The organism is Actinomycetota bacterium (genome assembly GCA_019347575.1).
GTDB lineage: Bacteria > Actinomycetota > Nitriliruptoria > Nitriliruptorales > Nitriliruptoraceae > JAHWKY01.
Genome location: JAHWKY010000046.1, coordinates 1 through 18,621, shown reverse-complemented (window position 1 = coordinate 18,621; position 18,621 = coordinate 1). Strand labels below are relative to the sequence as shown.

Annotated in this window: 15 protein-coding genes; 9 read left to right on the top strand and 6 right to left on the bottom strand. The window is 72.4% G+C overall.

The genetic code is table 11. The annotated features are described in order from the left end of the window. The coding region (locus tag KY469_20310) for a hypothetical protein (GenBank protein ID MBW3665445.1) at positions 1–339 on the bottom strand (339 nt) is incomplete at its 3' end. Here KY469_20310 and KY469_20305 point away from each other — a divergent pair. Both KY469_20305 and KY469_20300 read left to right on the top strand, forming a co-directional pair. After that, a complete protein-coding gene (locus KY469_20305; protein ID MBW3665444.1) occupies positions 322–3,612 on the top strand; it encodes a hypothetical protein in 3,291 nt (1,096 codons plus the stop codon). The two genes, KY469_20310 and KY469_20305, sit on opposite strands and share 18 nt — an antisense overlap. Next, positions 3,609–4,175: a hypothetical protein gene (locus KY469_20300; GenBank protein ID MBW3665443.1), complete on the top strand. Its 567-nt coding sequence runs from the start codon at positions 3,609–3,611 to the stop codon at positions 4,173–4,175. The genes KY469_20305 and KY469_20300 overlap by 4 nt, the downstream gene beginning before the upstream one ends. A 42-nt stretch (positions 4,176–4,217) precedes the next feature. Here the strand turns inward: KY469_20300 and KY469_20295 are convergent, their stop codons facing one another. Continuing rightward, complete coding sequence (locus tag KY469_20295; protein ID MBW3665442.1) at positions 4,218–7,352, bottom strand: penicillin acylase family protein; 3,135 nt, start codon at positions 7,350–7,352, stop codon at positions 4,218–4,220. Between the two features lie 320 nt (positions 7,353–7,672). Here KY469_20295 and KY469_20290 point away from each other — a divergent pair, with 320 nt between their 5' ends. Beyond that, the gene (locus KY469_20290) at positions 7,673–8,023 is read left to right on the top strand and encodes a hypothetical protein (protein MBW3665441.1); all 351 of its coding nucleotides are present in this window, start codon (positions 7,673–7,675) and stop codon (positions 8,021–8,023) included. 99 nt (positions 8,024–8,122) lie between these two features. Next, positions 8,123–8,485 carry an Mth938-like domain-containing protein gene (locus KY469_20285; GenBank protein MBW3665440.1) on the top strand — a complete coding sequence of 121 codons (363 nt, stop codon included), beginning with the start codon at positions 8,123–8,125 and terminating at the stop codon, positions 8,483–8,485. Between the two features lie 113 nt (positions 8,486–8,598). Here KY469_20285 and KY469_20280 read toward each other — a convergent pair whose 3' ends face one another. Both KY469_20280 and KY469_20275 read right to left on the bottom strand, forming a co-directional pair. Next, entirely contained in the window at positions 8,599–9,327 is a 729-nt protein-coding gene (locus tag KY469_20280; protein ID MBW3665439.1) for a response regulator transcription factor, read from the bottom strand. Then, complete coding sequence (locus tag KY469_20275; GenBank protein ID MBW3665438.1) at positions 9,281–11,290, bottom strand: sensor histidine kinase; 2,010 nt, start codon at positions 11,288–11,290, stop codon at positions 9,281–9,283. Before KY469_20275 ends, KY469_20280 begins: the two co-directional genes overlap by 47 nt. A 185-nt stretch (positions 11,291–11,475) precedes the next feature. On the opposite strand from KY469_20275, the gene KY469_20270 reads away from it, so the two are divergent. Then, on the top strand, positions 11,476–11,802 hold the full coding sequence (locus tag KY469_20270; protein MBW3665437.1) for a hypothetical protein: 327 nt from the start codon (positions 11,476–11,478) through the stop codon (positions 11,800–11,802). Between the two features lie 29 nt (positions 11,803–11,831). After that, positions 11,832–12,161, top strand: coding sequence for a hypothetical protein (locus KY469_20265; GenBank protein ID MBW3665436.1), 330 nt, complete (start codon positions 11,832–11,834; stop codon positions 12,159–12,161). A 97-nt stretch (positions 12,162–12,258) separates the two neighbouring features. On the opposite strand, the gene KY469_20260 is transcribed toward KY469_20265, so the two are convergent. After that, a complete protein-coding gene (locus KY469_20260; GenBank protein MBW3665435.1) occupies positions 12,259–13,722 on the bottom strand; it encodes a PhoX family protein in 1,464 nt (487 codons plus the stop codon). Between the two features lie 208 nt (positions 13,723–13,930). Here KY469_20260 and KY469_20255 point away from each other — a divergent pair, with 208 nt between their 5' ends. The 3 genes from KY469_20255 (at position 13,931) to KY469_20245 (ending at position 17,426) form a co-directional block, all read left to right on the top strand. Next, positions 13,931–16,339, top strand: coding sequence for a polysaccharide biosynthesis tyrosine autokinase (locus KY469_20255; protein ID MBW3665434.1), 2,409 nt, complete (start codon positions 13,931–13,933; stop codon positions 16,337–16,339). Between the two features lie 173 nt (positions 16,340–16,512). Then, positions 16,513–16,833, top strand: coding sequence for a GYD domain-containing protein (locus KY469_20250; GenBank protein MBW3665433.1), 321 nt, complete (start codon positions 16,513–16,515; stop codon positions 16,831–16,833). Between the two features lie 209 nt (positions 16,834–17,042). Continuing rightward, positions 17,043–17,426 carry a redoxin domain-containing protein gene (locus tag KY469_20245; GenBank protein ID MBW3665432.1) on the top strand — a complete coding sequence of 128 codons (384 nt, stop codon included), beginning with the start codon at positions 17,043–17,045 and terminating at the stop codon, positions 17,424–17,426. A 99-nt stretch (positions 17,427–17,525) separates the two neighbouring features. Here KY469_20245 and KY469_20240 read toward each other — a convergent pair whose 3' ends face one another. Continuing rightward, positions 17,526–18,443 (bottom strand): hypothetical protein, encoded by a 918-nt coding sequence (locus tag KY469_20240; protein ID MBW3665431.1) that lies wholly within the window; start codon positions 18,441–18,443, stop codon positions 17,526–17,528. Positions 18,444–18,621: the final 178 nt, after the last annotated feature.

The window sequence follows — 18,621 nt, the reverse complement described above, 5'->3', positions numbered from 1 at the left end:
GGGCAGCGCCACCCCCTTGGCGGCATCGATCGCGCGCCTGACATCTTCCCGCGTGATCTCGCGGTTCTTGCCGGCGACGGCGACGACTCCCCGGCTGTTGAATGCCTTGACGTGCGCGCCCGACAGCGCCAGGTGCACCGAATCGATCTCCACGCCCGCCGTCAGTTCGGCTTCGTCGATCGCCTTCTTGATCGACTCGACCGCCGCCTCGAGATTCACGACCACGCCGCGCCGGATTCCGCGCGAGTCCGCGAGGCCGATGCCGATGATGTCGAGCCCGATCAGCTGCCCGATGCGCTCGGCCGCGTACTTCACGTCGGGGTGCACGTCGTCGGTCAGGTCGGTGGCGGTGCCGCCGGTGCCGCCGGGGCGCTGGGCGAGGTCGGTGGCGGTGCCGCGGGTGGGGCCGGGGCGCTCGGGGCGGCCACCGGTGAGGCCAAGGGTGGCGCGGCTGACGGGGCGGGCGCGGCTGACGGTGCGGGTCCGGCAGGCCTCGGGGCGCTGGCAGGAGCTGACGCGGGCGCTGCGGGCGCGGCTGACGGTGCGGGTCCGGCAGGCCTCGGGGCGCTGGCCGGAGCGGCCGGCGGTGGTGCCGGGCTGGGTGCGCTCGCCGGCACCGCGGCGCAGGCAGCCGCCCCAGCCGCGGGTCTCGGCGGCGCGATCGAGGACACCGCCTCCAGTGGCCTCGACGGCCTCGAGTCCAAGGTCGGCCCAGCGGTCGGCGGCGGGGCCGCGGGCGCCGCGGGGCCGGGCACCGCGGGGCCATCCGAGGGACCCGCGGAGGGCAAGGGCCTGGACGCGGCCTCCGGCGCGGGGGAAGCGGCAGCCGGCGCGTTCGGTGCGGCCATGCCGGGTGGGCTCGACGAGCTGCAGCTCAGCCGCGCCGTCGACCTGAGCGCCCCGGCTCAGATCGCCCTCCCCGACTACCAAGCGCCCACCGAGCCGTCCGTGGCGGGCGCCGCGGCAGTCGGCAACACCGCCACGAACGTCAGCACCCCGTCCGGTGGCGGCCTCCTCGAGGGGCTCGCGCAACGAGCGCTGAGCAGCCTGATGGGGCGTGCGAACAGCGAGACGCGCCAGGGTGCCTCCGACGCCGCGTCCCGCACCAGCGGGGCAGCCGAGGACGCTGCCGGTCAGGCTCGCGGCGTCGGCAGCACCATCGGCACCGTGATCAACACCATCCGCTCGTTCGTGACCGGCGGCCTGCCCGGGCTCGCAGCATCGGGCGGGTCGCTGCTCACGGGAGCCATCGGCGGGGCGTTCGGCGGTGTGCGGCGCATGATGTCGGGACTCGCCGGGCAGATCCGCACGAAGGTCACTGCCTGGATGCAGCGCGGCGGCGAGGGCGACCTCGTCGGCGACATCGTCGGGGCCATCCGCGCCAAGATCATGGGCTTCGTCAACGGCATCCGCCAGGCGGCGGAACGCGTCGTCAACATGATCCTCGGCCTGGTACAGCGCGTCGCCGCGATGGTGACCGCCGCCGTCCAGAGCATCGTGGCGCTGGTCACCCGGGTCGTCACGGCCATCAGCCAGGCGCTGCAACGCGTCGTGACCGCCGTGAGCAACGGCCTCAACGCGGTGATCAACCGGATAAGCGCGTTCGCGCGCACGTTCGGCAGCGTGGTCGCGTCGATCGTGGGCCGGATCCTGTCGTCGGTTCGGGGCGTGATCAGCCGCATCGTGGCGGCCGTCCAGCGCGCCATCGCGAGCGTCACCCGGCTGATCACGGGCTTCGTCCAGCGACTCGCCGCCGCGGCCGTGAGCGTCGTGACCACCATCCTGACGATGGTCGGCAACGCCGTACGAGCCATCGTGCGCACGATCTTCAGCGTCATCGAACGCGCGGTCAACGCGGTTATGAACGGACTGGCAGCCGTCGGCCGGTTCATCGCGCGCATCGTCCAGCGGGCGGCCCGCGCGATCGCGGAAGCCGTGATGTGGCTCGTGGTCAAGTGGCTGAAGCCCAAGATCGAGGCCGCGCTCGCCAGCGCGCGGGAGATCATCGAGGCCATACGCCGTTACGGTCAGCAGTACGTCGCCGCCGCTCGCGAGGGCGTCCGTCGGGCCCAGACGCTGGGCCGCAACATCCTGCAGTCGCTGCTCAAGCCCGAGGGCGACCACTTCACCATCGGCCTCACCGGCGGCATCGGTGGCGATGCGCACTTCCTCGGCGGTGCGAGTCTCGGGGCCGGCGTCAGCGCGGTGCTCGATATCCACGTCAGCTACCGGCACAGGTCGATGCGGGCCTACATCACGGTCGGACTCCAGGGCAGCGTCGGTGGCGGCGTCGGGGGGGGCGGGGGCGTCAGCGGGCAGGGAGGGGTCACCTACGGCTGGGGTTCGGTGCTCAGCTACGGCCAGAATCCCGAGATGGACGACTCGGTCACCGGGGCGCAGGTCTCTGCCGGCATCGGGGTCGAGGCGCAGGCTATCGCCGGGGGCGGGGTCAGCGTCGGCATGGGCGAGCAGCTCAGCACCAACCTCGAGGACGTCCCCGCTTGGGGGAAACGCGCCCCGTTCGGGTACAACCCGGTCACCGGGTTCCTGCCTCCGCCTCCCGGCGTGCCTGTCGTCGGTGGTCCAGGCTTCCCCGGCACCGTTCCCGGCACCGAGGTGCCGACCGACCCCTCGGCTGGCGGGACGTGGTCGGGCGTCGGGCCCGCCCCGCCCGGCCTGCCTTCCGGTCAAGGCCAGCAACCAGCCCCCGGACAGCAACAGGGTGGTGGGCAGCAGCAGGGCGGCCAGCCTGCGGGGCCGCCGCAGCTCGTGCCGGAGGATCCCCGGAAGGTGCGCGGCTCGGTGTTCTTCAACCCGACCGGCAACGACCAGGTTGGCGCGGGTGGCCGCGAGGAACTACGGCGGGTCGCTGCCGAGACCGAGGAGCAGGCCTCCGGTGCCCCTCGGGTCGTGGCCAAGGCGAACGTCATCGGCCACGCCAGCCCGCGCTGGCGCCACCCCCGCGAAGGCCTGACGGGCGCCGAAGAGAACCAGGACCTGTCGACCCGACGGGCACGCCACACCGGCGAGGCTCTCCACGACACCATGCGCAGCGGCAGCGTGCCGCTCGGCCCCCCCGCCATCGCCGGCGCTGGCGCCCCGACGACCCCCGCCGACCAGGACCTGCCGCGCCAGCGGCGTGCCGACATCGACGTGACCATCCGCCGCTTCCGCGAGGAGCAGCGCCCGCCACCACCGCCGCCGCCGCCGGGCCGCCAACCTGACCCACACGCCCCGACGCCGCCTCCCGGGCAGCTCCCGAGCCTCGGCTGGGACACGTCGGTGTCGATCCAAGGTGCCGGCGGCCCGGAAGCCGATGCGTCGGTGGGTGTGAACGCGACCGCGGGCATCGCCTACACGTTCGGCAAGCGCAACGCCAAGACGGGCAAGTACACCGACCCGGTCTGGCGCGAGGACTTCTCCGCCGCAGTCGGCAAGGGCCTGCGCATCGCGCTCGGCCTCTACAAGGTGCTGCTCGGCGTCGCCCACGGCAACCCCATCGCTATCGTGCGTGATGCGGCCGGACTGGTGGGCGGCGTAGAGGAGGTCCTCGGCGTCGAGCTCACCGACCCGATCGTCAACTTCATCATCCCGATGCCGGAGTCCGCGTGACGTCGCTCGAGCCACCGTCGCAACCGCCCCCCGTCCTCTTCACCCGCACCTTCGACGACCCCGACCAGCAGCTCGGGCCCGCGAGCATCGAGGACGGTCGTCTGGTCGTGCGCGCCCAGGAGCCCGCGCTGCCGGTCGGCCAGCCGTTCGACCCGCGATCGCTCCGTGACGTCGTGATCGAGGCGTCGATGCAGCTGCTCGAGGGCGCGCCCGGGACGACCTTCGGGATGTACTTCCGCCAGTCGTCGGAGCAGCGCTACGTGCTGTGGACCGTGACCGGCGAACGGCGCTTCCGCGTCGGGCTGCTCGACGGCGCCTACCAGCCGGTGCACGACGGGATGCTGGCCGATGACATCCCCCTGCACGCCGACGCCCCGAATCGGCTCACCGCCGTGACCTTCGGGCCGTCGCTGACGTTCGTGTGCAACGGGCGGATCGTGACCGGAGCGATGGTCGACGCGCGCTACGCCGAGGGCCCCGCCGGGGCGTGGCTGCAGCCCGGCGACGACACCGGCGCCGCGCTCGCTCTCGACTGGGTGCAGGTACGCGCCGTCCTCGCCTGACGCCTCCCCCCGCCCCGACCCCCCCTCCGTGTGGAGTTGTGCTCACCTATGAGGCCAGGTCTCCACGCAGCGAACGCGAGGGCGGTGGCGGCCCGGTCTGCGCACGAGGGCCGCGCCGAGCAGGGCCGCCCCGAGCAGCGTCAGCGCCCCGAACGCCGCGAGCCCGCCCCCGGTGGTCGGCAGCGGGGCGGGCGGGGCCGGCGGGGCGGCTGGACGCGGTGCGGACGGCGCAGGCGGGGCGTCAGCGCCGAACATCGCCAGCACCTGGGTGGTCGGGCGGTTGACCCAGTGCATCGAGCCCGAGGTGGGCGGGATGAACTGGATGCGCTCGCCCGCGGCGTCGGCCTGCCACGCGGCGGGGTCGTCGCCCTGGTCCGCCGCGAGCGCGGCACCGGCCTGCTCCAGCGACGCCCACAGCGCCGTGGCGCACGACTCCAGGGTGCCGTCGGTCCCGAGCGCCGACGCCCCGCAGTACACCTGGCTGGTCGGGCTCGCCACCTCGTCGCCGAGCACCATCGCGAGGTCGGTCCACACCTGGCCGTAGAAGCCGCCCGCGAAAGCCGACCCTCCGAAGCTCGGGGCGTTGTGGAGGTCCTGCCGTGACACCTCGTCGACCGGCTGACGCAGCGCCGGGTCGTACATGGCGTGGATCAGCGGCTCCCACCACGCGTCCATGATCGCCACCGCCGCCCCACGGTCGTAGTCGCCGTCGCGGTCCCCGTCACGGCGCAGCCCGACCCCGGCGGGGTTCGCGGCGGGGTCGATCCACTCCGCGAGCAGATCGCGCATCTGCGCCGCCCGCTGCGACGGCGCGTCGGTCGAGGAGAGCACGCGTAGCAGTAGCGGCAGGTCGTGGGTCGCGCGCAGGTCGGTCAGTCCCGCCCGCTCCATCATCTGCACGAGCGTCACGGGGCTGATCTTCTCGCCCCGCGCGACCGCCGCCTCGAGCTGATCCTCGAGCAGGTCGCTGCGGTAAACCGACGAGAAGCCCCAGCCGCTGTCGTCCTCGCCCCACCCCGGCGCGGTGCGGTTGTTCCACGACACCGCGAACCCGCGGTCGGGGTTGGCCTCGTGGGGGTGCTCGTCGATGGAGTGGTAGTCGTCGGTGCCCCGGCCCTCCTCCCCCGCCCCGGCGGGCTCCCACTCCCACGCGCCGGTGCCCCACACCGGCAGGTCGGGGTGGATCGTGTTGGGGCGGCGCGGGTAGAGCCCGCCGTGGACGTAGCCGATGTCGTCGCGGTCGGCGAAGGCCCAGTTGGTGGACAGGTTGTGGTCGGCGAACGCCGCGATGAAGTCCTCGGCGGTGTCGGCCTCGCCGCGGTTCATCTTCAGGATCGAGATGGCCGGGTCGAGCTCCTTCAGGTACGTCGAGCGCTTGCGGCTGACCGCGACCGGCGTGTCGCCGAGCGTCCCGCGTGCGGTGACCGGCCCGTGGACGGTGCGCTCGGCGTAGATGGCGGGGAGCAGCTCCCCTCCGGGCAGCGTGGTCGCCTCGCGGTGCAGGCGCACGTCCATCGGCACGCACTCGGGCTCGCCGTCGCCGTCGGTGTCGTGCAGGTAGTGCACCTCCTCCTCGGTCGGGGCGTCACCGTCGGGGTCGCACAGCACCTCGATGTAGGTGTCGATCATGTCCGAGCCGCCCGCGGTCGCGGTCCACGCCGCCTCGTGCGAGCGCCCGATCACCACCAGGGTCGACAGGCCGGGGAAGCCGGCGCCCCGCGCGTGGATCGTGGGCGAGTGCAGCTCCGCCTCGACCAGGATCTGCGGGTCGAAGTAGGCCGCCTGCGGACCGCCGAGCACGATCGGGAAGCCGGTGGTGGTGTGCTCGCCGCCGACGAGGAGCCAGTTGCTCATCGACGCCTCGGCCGCGCGCGACAGGTCCACGGCGAGGTGGTCGTTCTCGAGCGACTCGCCTGACGGCGAGTCGCGTCCGGCGTGTGCTCCCGGCGCTGCGCGCCGGTCCGCGCCACCGGCGGTCTCGAGCGACTCGCCTGACGGCGAGTCGCGTCCGGCGTGTGCTCCCGGCGCTGCGCGCCGGTCCGCGCCACCGGCGGTCTCGAGCGCGACGCGCTCCCACCTGATGCGCGCGGCCTCGGCGAGTGCGCCGAGCTGGGCGGCGGCCTGCGCCTGCCCGCCGGGGAAGAGCGAGCCGAGCTCCTCGATGATGCCAACCGGCCCCGGGGCGCCGGACGAGAAGCCCGAGACGTTGCCGTCGGTGCCGGGCAGGGCGAGGTCGGTCTGCATGAACGTGAACGACGGTTCGGTGGTGTGCAACGGGCCGTCGAGGTTGTGCCGGTTGCGGAAGTCCTCGTAGACGGCACGTGCCTGGTCCGCGCCGTACGCCTCGGTGAGCTCCGCGAAACGCGCGGCGTTTGCGAGCTCGTTGCCGCCGTCGGCGCCGAACAGCGCACGCACGATCGAGACCACGGCCACGATGTCGGTGGGGCGCCACGGTGCGACCGTGTTGGGCGGGAGCAGGTCGGCCAGCCCGACCGGCGCGTCGACCCGGCCCTCCTGCATCTGGAGGATGAAGTGGTTGATGCCGGCGGCGTGCGCCTCGAGGAGGGTGACGACGTCCTGCCCGTCCTGCCCGTACAGCTCCGGGAGGCGGTCGATCATCGCCTGGAACTCCTTCTCGGTGTAGCCGTAGGCGCGGACCAGCTCGGCGTCGGCGAGCCACGCCGCGTTGTGCTCGAGCAGCTCGAACGCCTCGGCGCGGCCCAGCGCCCGCAGCAGCTCCATGATCGGCAGCCGGTCCTCCGCCGAGGCGTACCCCGCCCCGAACGCCATCGCCGCGTCGGTCTCGCCGTAGATGTGGGGCACGCCCCAGCGCGCGTCGCGCACGATGGTCACGTCGGCGCGGGGCGAGTAGGTGCGAGCAGCATCCACCGGGCCGAAGCGGCCGTCCTTGAAGTAGGTGCCGGTGAGCTGCTCCTCGGTCAGGGCGGGGTAGCCGTAGGCGAGCTCGTCGTAGGCGACGCGCTCGCTGTCCTTCTCGGTGATCTCGGCGCCGGGAGGGGTGACCGTGCCGTGCAACAGCGCGTCGTCGATCAGCTCGTGGAACGCCGGGTCGAGGTGCTCGGGCACGTTCTGCCCGACCGCCGGCAGGGTCGCGATCGCCGTGGTCGCGGCGAGCGCGAGGGCGAGCAGGCCGAGCACGGCCAGGTCGCGACGCACGAGGAGGTCTCCGGGACGAGGTCGGGGCGACGCTAGCCGAGGTGCGCTGATGACCGACTGCATGGGTCGATTATCCTCCGCCGCCCGGGTGGTGTTCGGGCTGACGGCCCGCGCGCGCTCAGGCGCCGCTCCGCCACGCAGTTCGCAGACGCCGTGCGGGGTGAGCGATCCGTCGACCTCGGTCGCGTCCTCGATGCGCCCGAGCGCCACCACGTGGAGTCCATCATCATCGGTGGGGTCGCCTCGCTCGCGACGGATCGCCCCTGCCCACCGTCGCCGTCGACGGGTGCCCGGCGTACGATCGCGACAACCTCAGGAGGTTGGCGGAGGCACTGAAGGACCTCGGGGCGAGGCTCGCCCCGCCCGGCGCAGAGCCCCTCGACGTCCCCCTCGACGGCGCCTCGGTCGGCCAGTTCGTCTCGGCCTGCTTCGTCACCGACGCCGGGGACGTCGACGTCGTGATGTGGCCGGACGGCATCGAGCGTGGGTACCGCGGCATGGTCGGCAACGCGGTGATCGTCGAGCTGCACGGGCACGAGGTTCGGATCGCCGCCCTCGACAACGTCATCGCGTCGAAGCGACGCGGCCGGCCGGGCGAAGGATGTCGGGGCGCTGCCCTACCTCGAACGCCTCCGCGAGCTGCGCGAGCGCCCCGACGCGTAGCTCGTTAGCCTCGGCCCAGGCACACGACCACCCTCGCTCCGTGGAGACCTGTGCTCACATGTGAGGCCAGGTCTCCACGCAGCCTCCGCCCGTGGAAGGGCCATGGCGTGGACAGCTCGCCCCGCATCACCCGGCTCGACTGGGGCCGCATCGAGACGCCGGTGGGCAGCTTCAAGGACGCCAAGCTCTGGCCCGGCGGGGCGCGCGACTGGGACTGGAACGAGACCGGCACCAGCCACGACGGTGTGCAGGCCGCCGACACCGACGAGCTCGTGGACGGCGGGGCGAGCACCGTCATCCTCACCCGTGGCCAACACGGAAGGCTGACCGTCCCCGACGCGGTCGTCGAGCAGCTCGAGACGCGGGGCATCACCGTCGAGGTACTCGGCACGGTCGAGGCGGTCGAGCGCTACAACCACCTCGCCGACGCGGGCGAGGCCGTCGGGGCGCTCATCCACTCCACCTGCTGAGGCACGCCCCGCGCCCCACGTGTAGCTCGTTAGCCTCGGCGCCAGCACGCGACCAACCTCGCTGCGTGGAGACCTGTGCTCACATGTGAGGCCAGGTCTCCACGCAGTCTCCCTCAGGGCGTGCGGGTCCGGCCCAGGCCGGCGTCGCGGGCGAGGACGATCGCCCCGCTGCGATCGACGTGCAGCTTGGCGAAGATGTTGGAGATGTGGTTGCGCACGGTCTTCTCGCTGACGACCAGTCGCGCGGCGATCTCGGGGTTGCGCAGACCACTGGCGACCAGGTCGAGCACCTCGAGCTCGCGCTCGGTCAGGGTGGGGAAGCGGTCGGCCGCCGTGACGGGGCGGCGCCCCGTGAGCAGCTGCACCACGCGGCCGGCGATGCCCGGGCCGAAGATCACCTCGCCGGCAGCGGCCGCGCGGATCGACCGCACGACGTCGTCCTGATCGGCCCCCTTCAGCACGTAACCGGTCGCCCCCGCCCGCATCGCAGCCAGCAGCGCGTCGTCGTCTTCGACCATCGTCAGCACGACGACCGCCGAGTCCGGTGACCGGACCGCGATCTCGGCCGTCGCCTCGATCCCTCCCATGACCGGCATGTGAAGATCCATGAGGACCACGTCGGGGCGCAGCTCGGCGACCCGCTCGATCGCGATGGCCCCGTCGGGCGCGTCGCCGACGACCTCGATGCCCTCGACCGTCGACAGCATCCCGGCGAGGCCACGGCGGAAGGCGGGGTGGTCGTCGGCGATGAAGACGCGCAACGGGGTCACGTCGACACCACCGCAAGCAACGGGGTCACGTTGACACCACCGGCAGCAGCGCGTCCACGACCGTCCCGCCATCGGAGGTGATGGTGACGGTGCCGCCGACGTCCTCGGCGCGCTCGCGGATCGACGTCAGACCGACACCGAGCACGAGCCGGTCCGGCAGCCCCGATCCGTCGTCGCGGACGCGCACCCGCAACTCACCGGGCTCACACGCCAACGTCACGACGGCGGAGCCCGCCGCAGCGTGACGCACGACGTTGGTCAGCGCCTCCTGCACGATGCGGAACGCGGCCACCTCGATCGCCGCCGGGAGCGCGGGCAGCGACCCGGGAGCTTCGACCTCCACGCGGATGCCGGTGCGCGCCGCCGTCCCCGAGACCAGCTGCTGCACCGCCCCGAGCAACCCGAGGTCGTCGAGGGCCGGTGGCCGCAGCCCGTACACCAGCGCGCGGATGTCCTCGACCGCGCGGCGGGTCTGGCCCTTGAGGTCGAGCAGAAGCTCCTCGGTGCGGTCGGGATCGTCACGGTGGACGGCTCGGGCCTCCTCGAGGCCCATCACGACCGTCGCCAGCGCCGGGCCGAGCCCATCGTGCAGGTCGCGGCGGATGCGTCGACGCTCGTCCTCGAGGCTGCTGGCGAGCCGGCCGCGTGCGCGTCGTAGCTCGTCGGTCAGCTGGACCTGGCGGACCGCTGCCGCCGCGATGCTCGCCACCTGCTCGAGTGCGGCACGGTCGCGTTCCGACAGGCGCGCCTGACCACGCCGGACCCCTGCGGCGAGGTGACCGACGACGGCACCGTTGGCTAGCAGCGGCAGGCGCTCGACGGGCTCGACCGCCGCCCCGCTCGCCGCGAGCAGCCGGACACCTGCCGGGTCGGCGAGTTCGATGCCGACGTAGGGAAGCCGCAGGCTGGTCGCGATGTGTGCGGCCGCGTCAGCGAGGACGTCGGTGGTGGTGGTCCCGAGTCGGCTCCCGATCGCGGAGACGACGTCGTGCGGGCGGTCGCGGTCGCCGTACATGAGCCGGTCGACCACGCGCTGGAGCCGGTCGCGCAGCGGCGTGAACACGAGCGCCGTCGCCGCGGCGGCGCCGACGGTCGCGACCGTGCCGGGTTCCTCGATGAGAGCGTCGACGAGCGCAGCCGAGCCGAGGTAGACCGCGACGAGCACGGCGCTCAGCCCGAGGTAGACGAGCGTGCGGTTGACGACAACGTCGATGCCGTACGCTTTGTGGCGCAGGATCGCGACCGCCGCCCCGGCCGGCAGGCTCAGCACCGCCACGACCCGCACCACGTCGAGGACGGCCGCGTCGGTGATGAAGGCGATGGGCACGACTAGGAGCACCGTCAACGCGGCTCCGCCGGCGAACCACACGTACGGCCCGCGGCGGTCGGCCGGCATGCGCCACAGCCGCCACAGCAGCGCGACGACGCAGCCGATGGCGGCGACGCGGAGCAGGTCGTAGCCGAGCGTCCCCAGCGCCGTGGCCAGTCGCTCGTCGGGGTAGAACTCGTAGGCCGAGTGACGCAGCCGCAGCTGTGGCAGCACGGTCATCGGGGCGGCGAGGCGCAGCGACAGGGCGACCGCGGCGAGCACCGCGAGCGGCCACCACCGCTTCGACGGCAAGAGGCCGTCGGGGAACAGCAGGGGTAGGAACGTCAGCAGCAGGTCGTGACCGGGCATCCACAGCCAGTCCGCCAACCACGCCGCGACCTGCCCGCCCGGCAGCGTGCCCGGCGAGACGTCCAGTGCTACCGGGGCCCACGCGATAGCGAGCACCGAGCAGGCCTCGGTCAGGCCGATGGCGATCAGCAGCCAACCCACGGCGTTGCGCGGTTCGCGCGACGCGATCAGCGCCCCGACGAGGGGGTAGACGCTGCCGAGGACGAGCGAGTAGGGCTCGGGTGACTCGATGGGCCATGCGACGCCGATCACGACGGCGCCGACGGCGGCAGCGAGGCTCCAGACCGCCAGGGACCATGCGAGGACGGGGGTGCGGGCGCGCGGCAGTGACGGGGCGCGCGTGGCGACCGCGGTCACCGAGGTGGCTTCATGGGGCGTGGTCCTGTCGGATGTGGGTGGAGTGTGCCGCTCCCGCGGGTCGTCCGTGTCCCGTTCCTGTCCCGACTTCCTCCCGTGCGGTTCGGGACACCGCTCCCGTGACACGGGCGGGGCCGGTCACGGAGCATCGTCGGCGTCCTGTCACCGACCTGAAGGAAGCACCCATGAGGATCCGCACCGCCGCGATCGCGGTCACCGCCGCGATCGTGGCTTCGCTCCCGACCGCAGCTCTGGCATCTGCTGAACGGATGCAACTCACCTGCTACTCCGGCTCGCTCGCCGGCCACACCCTGGAACGGGCCAACGGCTCGAACTGGTGGGACGTCGACGACGGCACGGTCTACACGACCACCTCGCTGGAGGTCTCGAACGAAGACGGGGTCGTCCACAGCCAGCGCTACGGCGCCAAGGCCGCAACGCCCGAGACCTGCACCGGCACCCACTTCGACTTCACCTGGGACGTCGAACTCGTCGCATCGGCGCCCCGATGAGGCACTCGACGACGACTGGAGGAACGCGCATGCGACGGATCGCGACGGGACGTTCGGCGGGGCTGCTGGCAGCCGCCACGGCCGGGACGCTGCTCCTGGGTGCCTGTGGCGGTGACGACGACGCGACCGGCGACGCCGGCGACGCGGCCGCCTACTGCGACCTCGTCGAGGTGCTGGAGTCCCAGGACTCGCGCCCGACCGACGAGCAGCTCGAGCAGCTCGCGGCGGTCGCGCCGGCCGAGATCCGCGACGACGTCGAGCTGTTCGGCGACGCCATCGCCAACGACGACATGGAGGCCGAGGGCGTCGCCGAGGCTGAGTCGAACATCCTCGCCTGGGAGGAGGACAACTGCACCTGACGCCGTCCCGCCGCTACCGACCCCGCCGTGCCCGCTGCGTGGAGACCTGTGCTCACATGTGAGGCCAGGTCTCCACGCAGGCCCGGCTAGGACGGGGCTAGACGCCGATCGCTGCCCACGGGCCCCAGATGGCGAAGGTCACACCGGACGAGGCCTGGATGTTGACGAACAGCGTGTGCCCGTCGGGGCTGAAGGTCGCCCCGGCGAACTCCTCGCCGTAGCGCTTCGCGTGGGGCGGGTCGTTGCGCCGCAGCCGGTTGAGGGCGATGTCGAAGACGTGGCCGTCGGGTGTCAGTCCGCGCAGGTAGTTGTCGACGGGACCGTCCTCGCACAGCACCAGCGCGCCGTTGGGTCCGACCGTCACGTTGTCCGGCAGGTCGAGCGCCTCGGGCCCTGGTGACTCGAAGACGAGACGGAGCTCTTCCGCCATGACGTCGTAGGCCCAAACTTGCCCGAAGCCGTTGCCGAACCCGTTGCGGATCGGCCCCGCACCGGCCTCTGGTGCGCCCCCACCCTGGGTCGAGCAGAAGTAGACGATCCCGTCCTCGTAGACCGCGCCCTCGAGCCGCGAGAACCACGCCGCTCCTTTCGCACGGCCTTGATCGCCGACAGCCCGGATCGCTTCGTTGTTCGTCGTGCCTGAAGCGAAGGTCGGATCCGGCTCCTCGATGTCGACCCACGTCACGTCGTAGGTCGCGCCCTCCGGCTGTGATGCCGCGAGGTCGGCCTGCGGCACCTCCACCGCGAGCATCTGCAGCGTGCCGCCATCGGCGAGGCCTTCGGACGGCGTCGGTTGTGTCGGGGGTGCGTAGCGGTAGAAGCCGGACGGGAAGCCGAAGTTGTCCTCGGTCAGGTACAGGTGCCCATCCGCTTCCGACCACACCGCCGCCTCGTGCGCGAACCGCCCCGCGTTCCTGATCGGCATGCGCGACGACTGCCCGTCGGCGGGCACCTCGAAGATGTACCCGTGCTTCTGAGTGAGGTCCTCGTTGGATCTGCCGGTGAAGTCGGGGCCGACGTCGGGGCCGTTGACGGTCTCCTCGCAGGTGATCCAGCTTTCCCACGGCATGGGTCCGCCCATGCAGTTCATCTGCGTGCCGTTGAGCGAGGTGAACGCATCCTCGACGTTGCCGAAGCGATCGACCAGCACCGTCGTCGTGCCGCCGAGGGCGGACGAGTCGTACGGCGTCCCGGGGCCGAACGCCCCGTCGACCACGTTGCCGTTGACCTCGTGGTTGCGGACCAGCCACACGCTGTCGCTGTCCGGGCCGGCGAACGCAGCCATCCCGTCGTGTCGCCCCGGCAGGACCGTGTCGTCACCGAGCACGATCGGAGCGCCGTCGGTGTCGTGGAACGAGCGGTACTCGAACCCCTTCGGCAGCCACAGCCGCACCGTCCCGTCACGCAGGTCGCGGACGGGCCGCAGCGGGTACGGCGCCGGGCCGCGACCCTCCGCGCGAGCTGCCGCCGCGAGCAACCCCCCGAACGGTCCCGCGAGCAGCGCCCCGCCCGCGGCACCGGCCGCCCCGCGCAGGAAGACCCGTCGACTCAGATCGGCCATGACTCCATCCCCTCTCTGGACCGGGACGCTCCCCAGCGCCCGGATCGTTGGAGCCTAACCACATCGATGCGGCGTCGACACCGATGTGCGCGCCCCGAGCAGCTGGGTGCGTCGCCACATCCCTTCTGTCGGTACCGTCGCCGCGACCCTCCCCGGGGTCGACGGGTAGGCTCCGCTCCCCCACGACCGGACCGCAGGCGGAGACGGGTTGGACGAGACACAGCCTTACACCGGCGATGTGCTCGACCTGCGCGATTACCTCACCGTCCTCAAGCGGCGGAAGTGGACCGTGCTCGTCACGGTCGTGCTCGTGGTCGCCGCGGCGATGGCGTTCACGCTGCGCCAGGACCCGCTCTACACCGCCCGCGCCGAGCTCGTGGTCGAGCCCTTCACCGGCGGCGGGGACGTGTCGGCTCTGGAGGAGGCGCTGCTGGGGCGGGGCGCGATCGAGACCCAACGCGAGATCCTCCACAGCGTCCCCGTCGCCGAACTGGTGAAGGAGAACATCGGTAGCGACGAGGACGTGGAGTCGCTGCTCGACAAGGTCGACGCCACCGTGGTCGGCGAGACCAACGTGATGCAGGTGCGCGCCACCAACGGCACGCCCGAGACCGCCGCCGCGCTGGCACAGGGGTTCGCCGAGGGCTACCTGCAGTGGCGCCGCGACGACGCCATCGAACGCGCGTCGGCCGCCATCGAGGAACTCCAGGCGCGCACCCAGGAGCTGCGCCAACGCCTGGACGAGATCGACCTGCAACTCGCGCGTCTGCCCGCCGAGTCGCCCGAAGGTGACGCGCTGCGCCAGGAGCGGACCACGTTGCTCGCGCAGGCCGGGCAGCTGTCGGCGCAGCTCGCGACGAGCCAGGCGACCGAGCAGGTCCTGCGCGGTGGTGGCCAGATCATCCGCCCCGCCACGGTCCCGGCCGCGCCGAGTTCCCCCAAGCCTCTGCGGACGGGGATCCTCGCGCTCGTCCTCGGCACGATGCTGGGGCTGGGTCTGGCGTTCCTACGCGATCACCTCGACGACGCCATCCGTGACGACGATGACGCGTCGCAGTCGGCGGGCGGGGCGCCGATACTCGGCCACATCGCCCACTGGGACGACCTCAAGGGCACGCACCGCCTGCCCTCCAAGACCGAGCCGCAGGGCCGTTCCGCCGAGGCCTTCCGCACGCTGCGCAGCAACGTGCGCTTCATGACCGCGGCGCGTGGCCACCACACGCTGCTGATCACGAGCGCCGGCGCGTCCGCGGGCAAGACGACGATCAGCGCCAACCTCGCCACCGTCGCGGCGTCGGCCGGGAACCGGGTGCTGCTGATCGACGCGGATCTGCGCCACCCCGATGTGCACAACGTGTTCGCGATGCGGCGCGGCAACGACGGTCTGTCCACCGTCCTCATGGGCGACCTCGACCTCGACGACGTGGTGCAGCCCGTCCCCGGGGTGGAGAACCTCGAACTCGTCACGACCGGCCGCATCCCCCCGAACCCAGCCGAGCTGCTCGGTTCTCCCAGCATGGCGAAGGTACTGACCGAGGCACGTGACCGCGCCGACCTCGTCATCGTCGATGCGCCCCCGATCCTCGCCGTCGCCGATCCGTTGGAACTGGCACCCGTGTGCGACGCGACGTTCCTGGTCGTCAACATCGGCGAGACGGGGCGGGGTGAGATCCGGCTCGCGACGCAGCGCCTCGCCGGCGTCGGGACGCCCCCTGATGGGTTGATCCTCAACAACATCGCCCCCGGCGACACCTACTACGGCTACTACTACAGCGCCTACCCGTACGGGGCGGATCGCGAGGTCGCGGACGACGTTCCCGTCAACGTCGATCAACGGCCCCGTCGTTCCGATCGCTCGCGCAAGCGCGATGCGCGTTCGGAGAAGGCGACCGGATCGTGGACCAAGGACGTCGCGCCGCCCTCCGACGGGGCGCGGACCCGGCTTCCCGATCCGTCTGACCCGCTCGAGGTGGACCAAGAGGGGCTCGAGCGCCTCATCGCGGACGCGCAGTCGAGGCTGCACGCGATCATCCATCCCGAGGAGGCGACCGACGCAGCGTCGCAGCCGCCGCCGGTACCCGAGGTGGGCTCTGAGCCCGGCGTGAGCGCCCTGCCCGAGGTGAGTGCCGAGGTCGGCGTGGGCGCTGAGGCCGAGTGGGGCGCCGAGCATGACGTGGGTTTCGAGCCCGCCGTCCCCGACCCCGACCGGGGCGAGCCGCCCGTCGTCGAGCCCGCCTTCCACGCCGACTCCGAGACCGGGTCCGAGGACCCGACGAGCGAGTTCGAGGCCGAGCCGGCGGTGGACGAGGCCGTCGAGGAACCGTCAGCGGCCGCCGCATCCGACCCGGACCGGCCGGCGATCGAGGAGGAGCCGAGCGAGCTACCGGAGGAGGAGCCGGCTCCATCCCTCGCGGACGAGCCCGAGGCCGACGCGCCCACGCCGTCTCCCGCGACCGACGCGCCGACGCGGCCGCCCGCGGCCGCCGCGCCTCCGGAGCCGCCCGAGGAGCAGGACATCCCGCGCGTACCGTCGGACTTCCTCATCGACGATGACGGCCTGTTCGCGCATCACCCGGCACGTTCCGGGGACGACGACCCACCTCGTCGCCGCCGCTGAGGTCGGCACCGCCGAGCTCGGTCACCGGGCTGCGTCACCGGGCTGCGTCACCGGGCTCGGTCACCGGGCTCGGTCACCGGGCTCGGTCAGGTTCCGGGTCACCCACACGCCGGAGAGCTTGACCCGGCTGCCTGCCCCGGCGGAGACTGGCTGGATCAAAGTCAGGAGACGTCATGCCCAAGTACCTGTACCAGGCACGTTTCGCCCCGGAAGGTGCAGCGGGTCTGCGACGGGAGGGTGGCACCAGTCGCCGGGACACGATCGGGGCGCTCGCCGAGGCGCACGGCGGCTCGCTCGAGAGCTTCCACTTCGCCTTCGGCGACGTCGACGTGTTCCTGATCGTGGACATGCCGGACAACGCCACGGCCGCGGCGCTCGCCCTCGCGGTGTCGGCCAGCGGGGCGGTGGGCGTCGAGACCACCGTGCTGCTGACGCCGGAGGAGGTCGACACCGCGACCAGCATCGAGGTGGACTACCGGCCTCCCGGCGGCTGACCTCCCTCCGCCCGAGCCGACACCGCGCGAGTCGAGGTGGGATCGGCAGTAGGGTGCCTGCCGTGGACCTCCGCCGCTTCGCCGACATCACGCTCCCCGACCCCGACGACGCCCCGCACCGACTCGGCGACTTCTGGGAGAAGCAACGCACGGTCATCGTGCTGCTGCGCCACTTCGGCTGAATCTTCTGCCGCGAGTACGTCGCGCAGTTGCGTGACGCCATGGAGGACATCGAGGACGCCGGGGCGCAGCTCGTCGCCGTCGGCACCGGAGGACGACGCTACGCCCGCGCCTTCATCGCCGACCACGACATCGACTTCCCGGTCCTGCTCGATCGCGACGCCGCGGCGGCACAGGCGGCGGAGGTGGTGCTGCGGGCCAGCTCGTGGCAGCTGTTGGGGGCGAGCAACCCCAAGGGTTGGCTCCGAGCGACGCTGGCGGGCGAACGCATCGGCAAGCCCGGCCCGCGCTGGCAGCAGCTCGGAGCGACCTTCGTGATCGACCCCGGCGACGAGGTCGTGTACGCGCACGTGGACGAGACCGCCCAGGGACACGCCCCGCTCGACGAGGTTCTCGACGCCATCGGGGCGTGAGCCCACCCCACCCCCCACTCCGTGGAGACCTGGCATCACATGTGAGGCCAGGTCTCCACGCAGACCCGGTTCCCGGAGAGGCGCCCGCGGCCTGGAGGGTCAGGGGGTGCGGACGCGGAGGAGGCGGCGGAGCTGGTAGACGAACTGCGACCAGCCTGGGTCCCACAGCATCGGCCACGTGAGCCGGAGGATGCGCCACCGATCGACCGTCGCGATGTCGTTGGAACGTTCGACGTCGCGCTGAAACTGGGCACGGCCGCCGTGGTAGGCGAAACCGAGGCACTCCACGCCCACGAACGCCCACTCCCAGGCCAGATCGAGGTGGTAGGTCCGGGTCGCCGCCTTCACCTCGAGCTGCTGTGCATCGGGCGCGAGCCCGATGTCGGTGAGACGATCGCGGGCGACGTACTCGAAACCCGAGTCGGATCCGTCGCCCCGCAGGTCGCGCAGGACCCGCACGGCCTTGTGCCGGCCGCGGTAGCGTCGCCGGTCCGCGTCGACACGCTCCAGCTCGTCGAGGAAGTCCTCGTCCCGGAAGCGCAGCTCGATCGACTTGCGCCTCAACGTGTCCTCGTTCGCAGGATCAGCGAGGTCGGTGATCAGCCGCGCCGGTGTCACACAGCAGATCCCGTCGACCTCCTGCAGGTGCGAGTCGAGCCAGCGGCGGGTACGCACGACCTCGATGCCGGGGACCTCCGGCGAGGTCCGACGCGCTGGCACGAGGAGCTGGACGTTGCTCGGGGCGAGCCGTTCGACACCGAGGAGGTGCAGCGCCGACCATCTCGTCACCGCCGCGGGGTAGCCGACGTGCGCCAACGCCGCTGCTAGTCGGTGGATCGGGGCGTCCGGGTGCCCGGGCAAGAGCCGCACCGCCGAGTTGTCGAACGGGGCGCGCCACCCCTCGTCGTCGGTGCGCCGCTGGTAGGTGGCACGAGAGATCCCGCAGGCGTGCGCCGACCCGGGGGTGGCGACCCCGTGCCACCCCGCCGCGTCCCGGACCAGGTCTCCCCACGACATGTCATCGAACCTCCCACGAGGTGACGGCGAGTCTCCGCCCCGCCCCGCCCCCCGTCACGCCCCACGCCCCGCTGCCCTGTGGACAACGCTGCGTGGAGACCTGTGCTCACCGGTGAGCACGACTCCACACGCAGCGAGGAACCGGGCCGCGGGAGCCCACCGACCACGACTCCGTGGA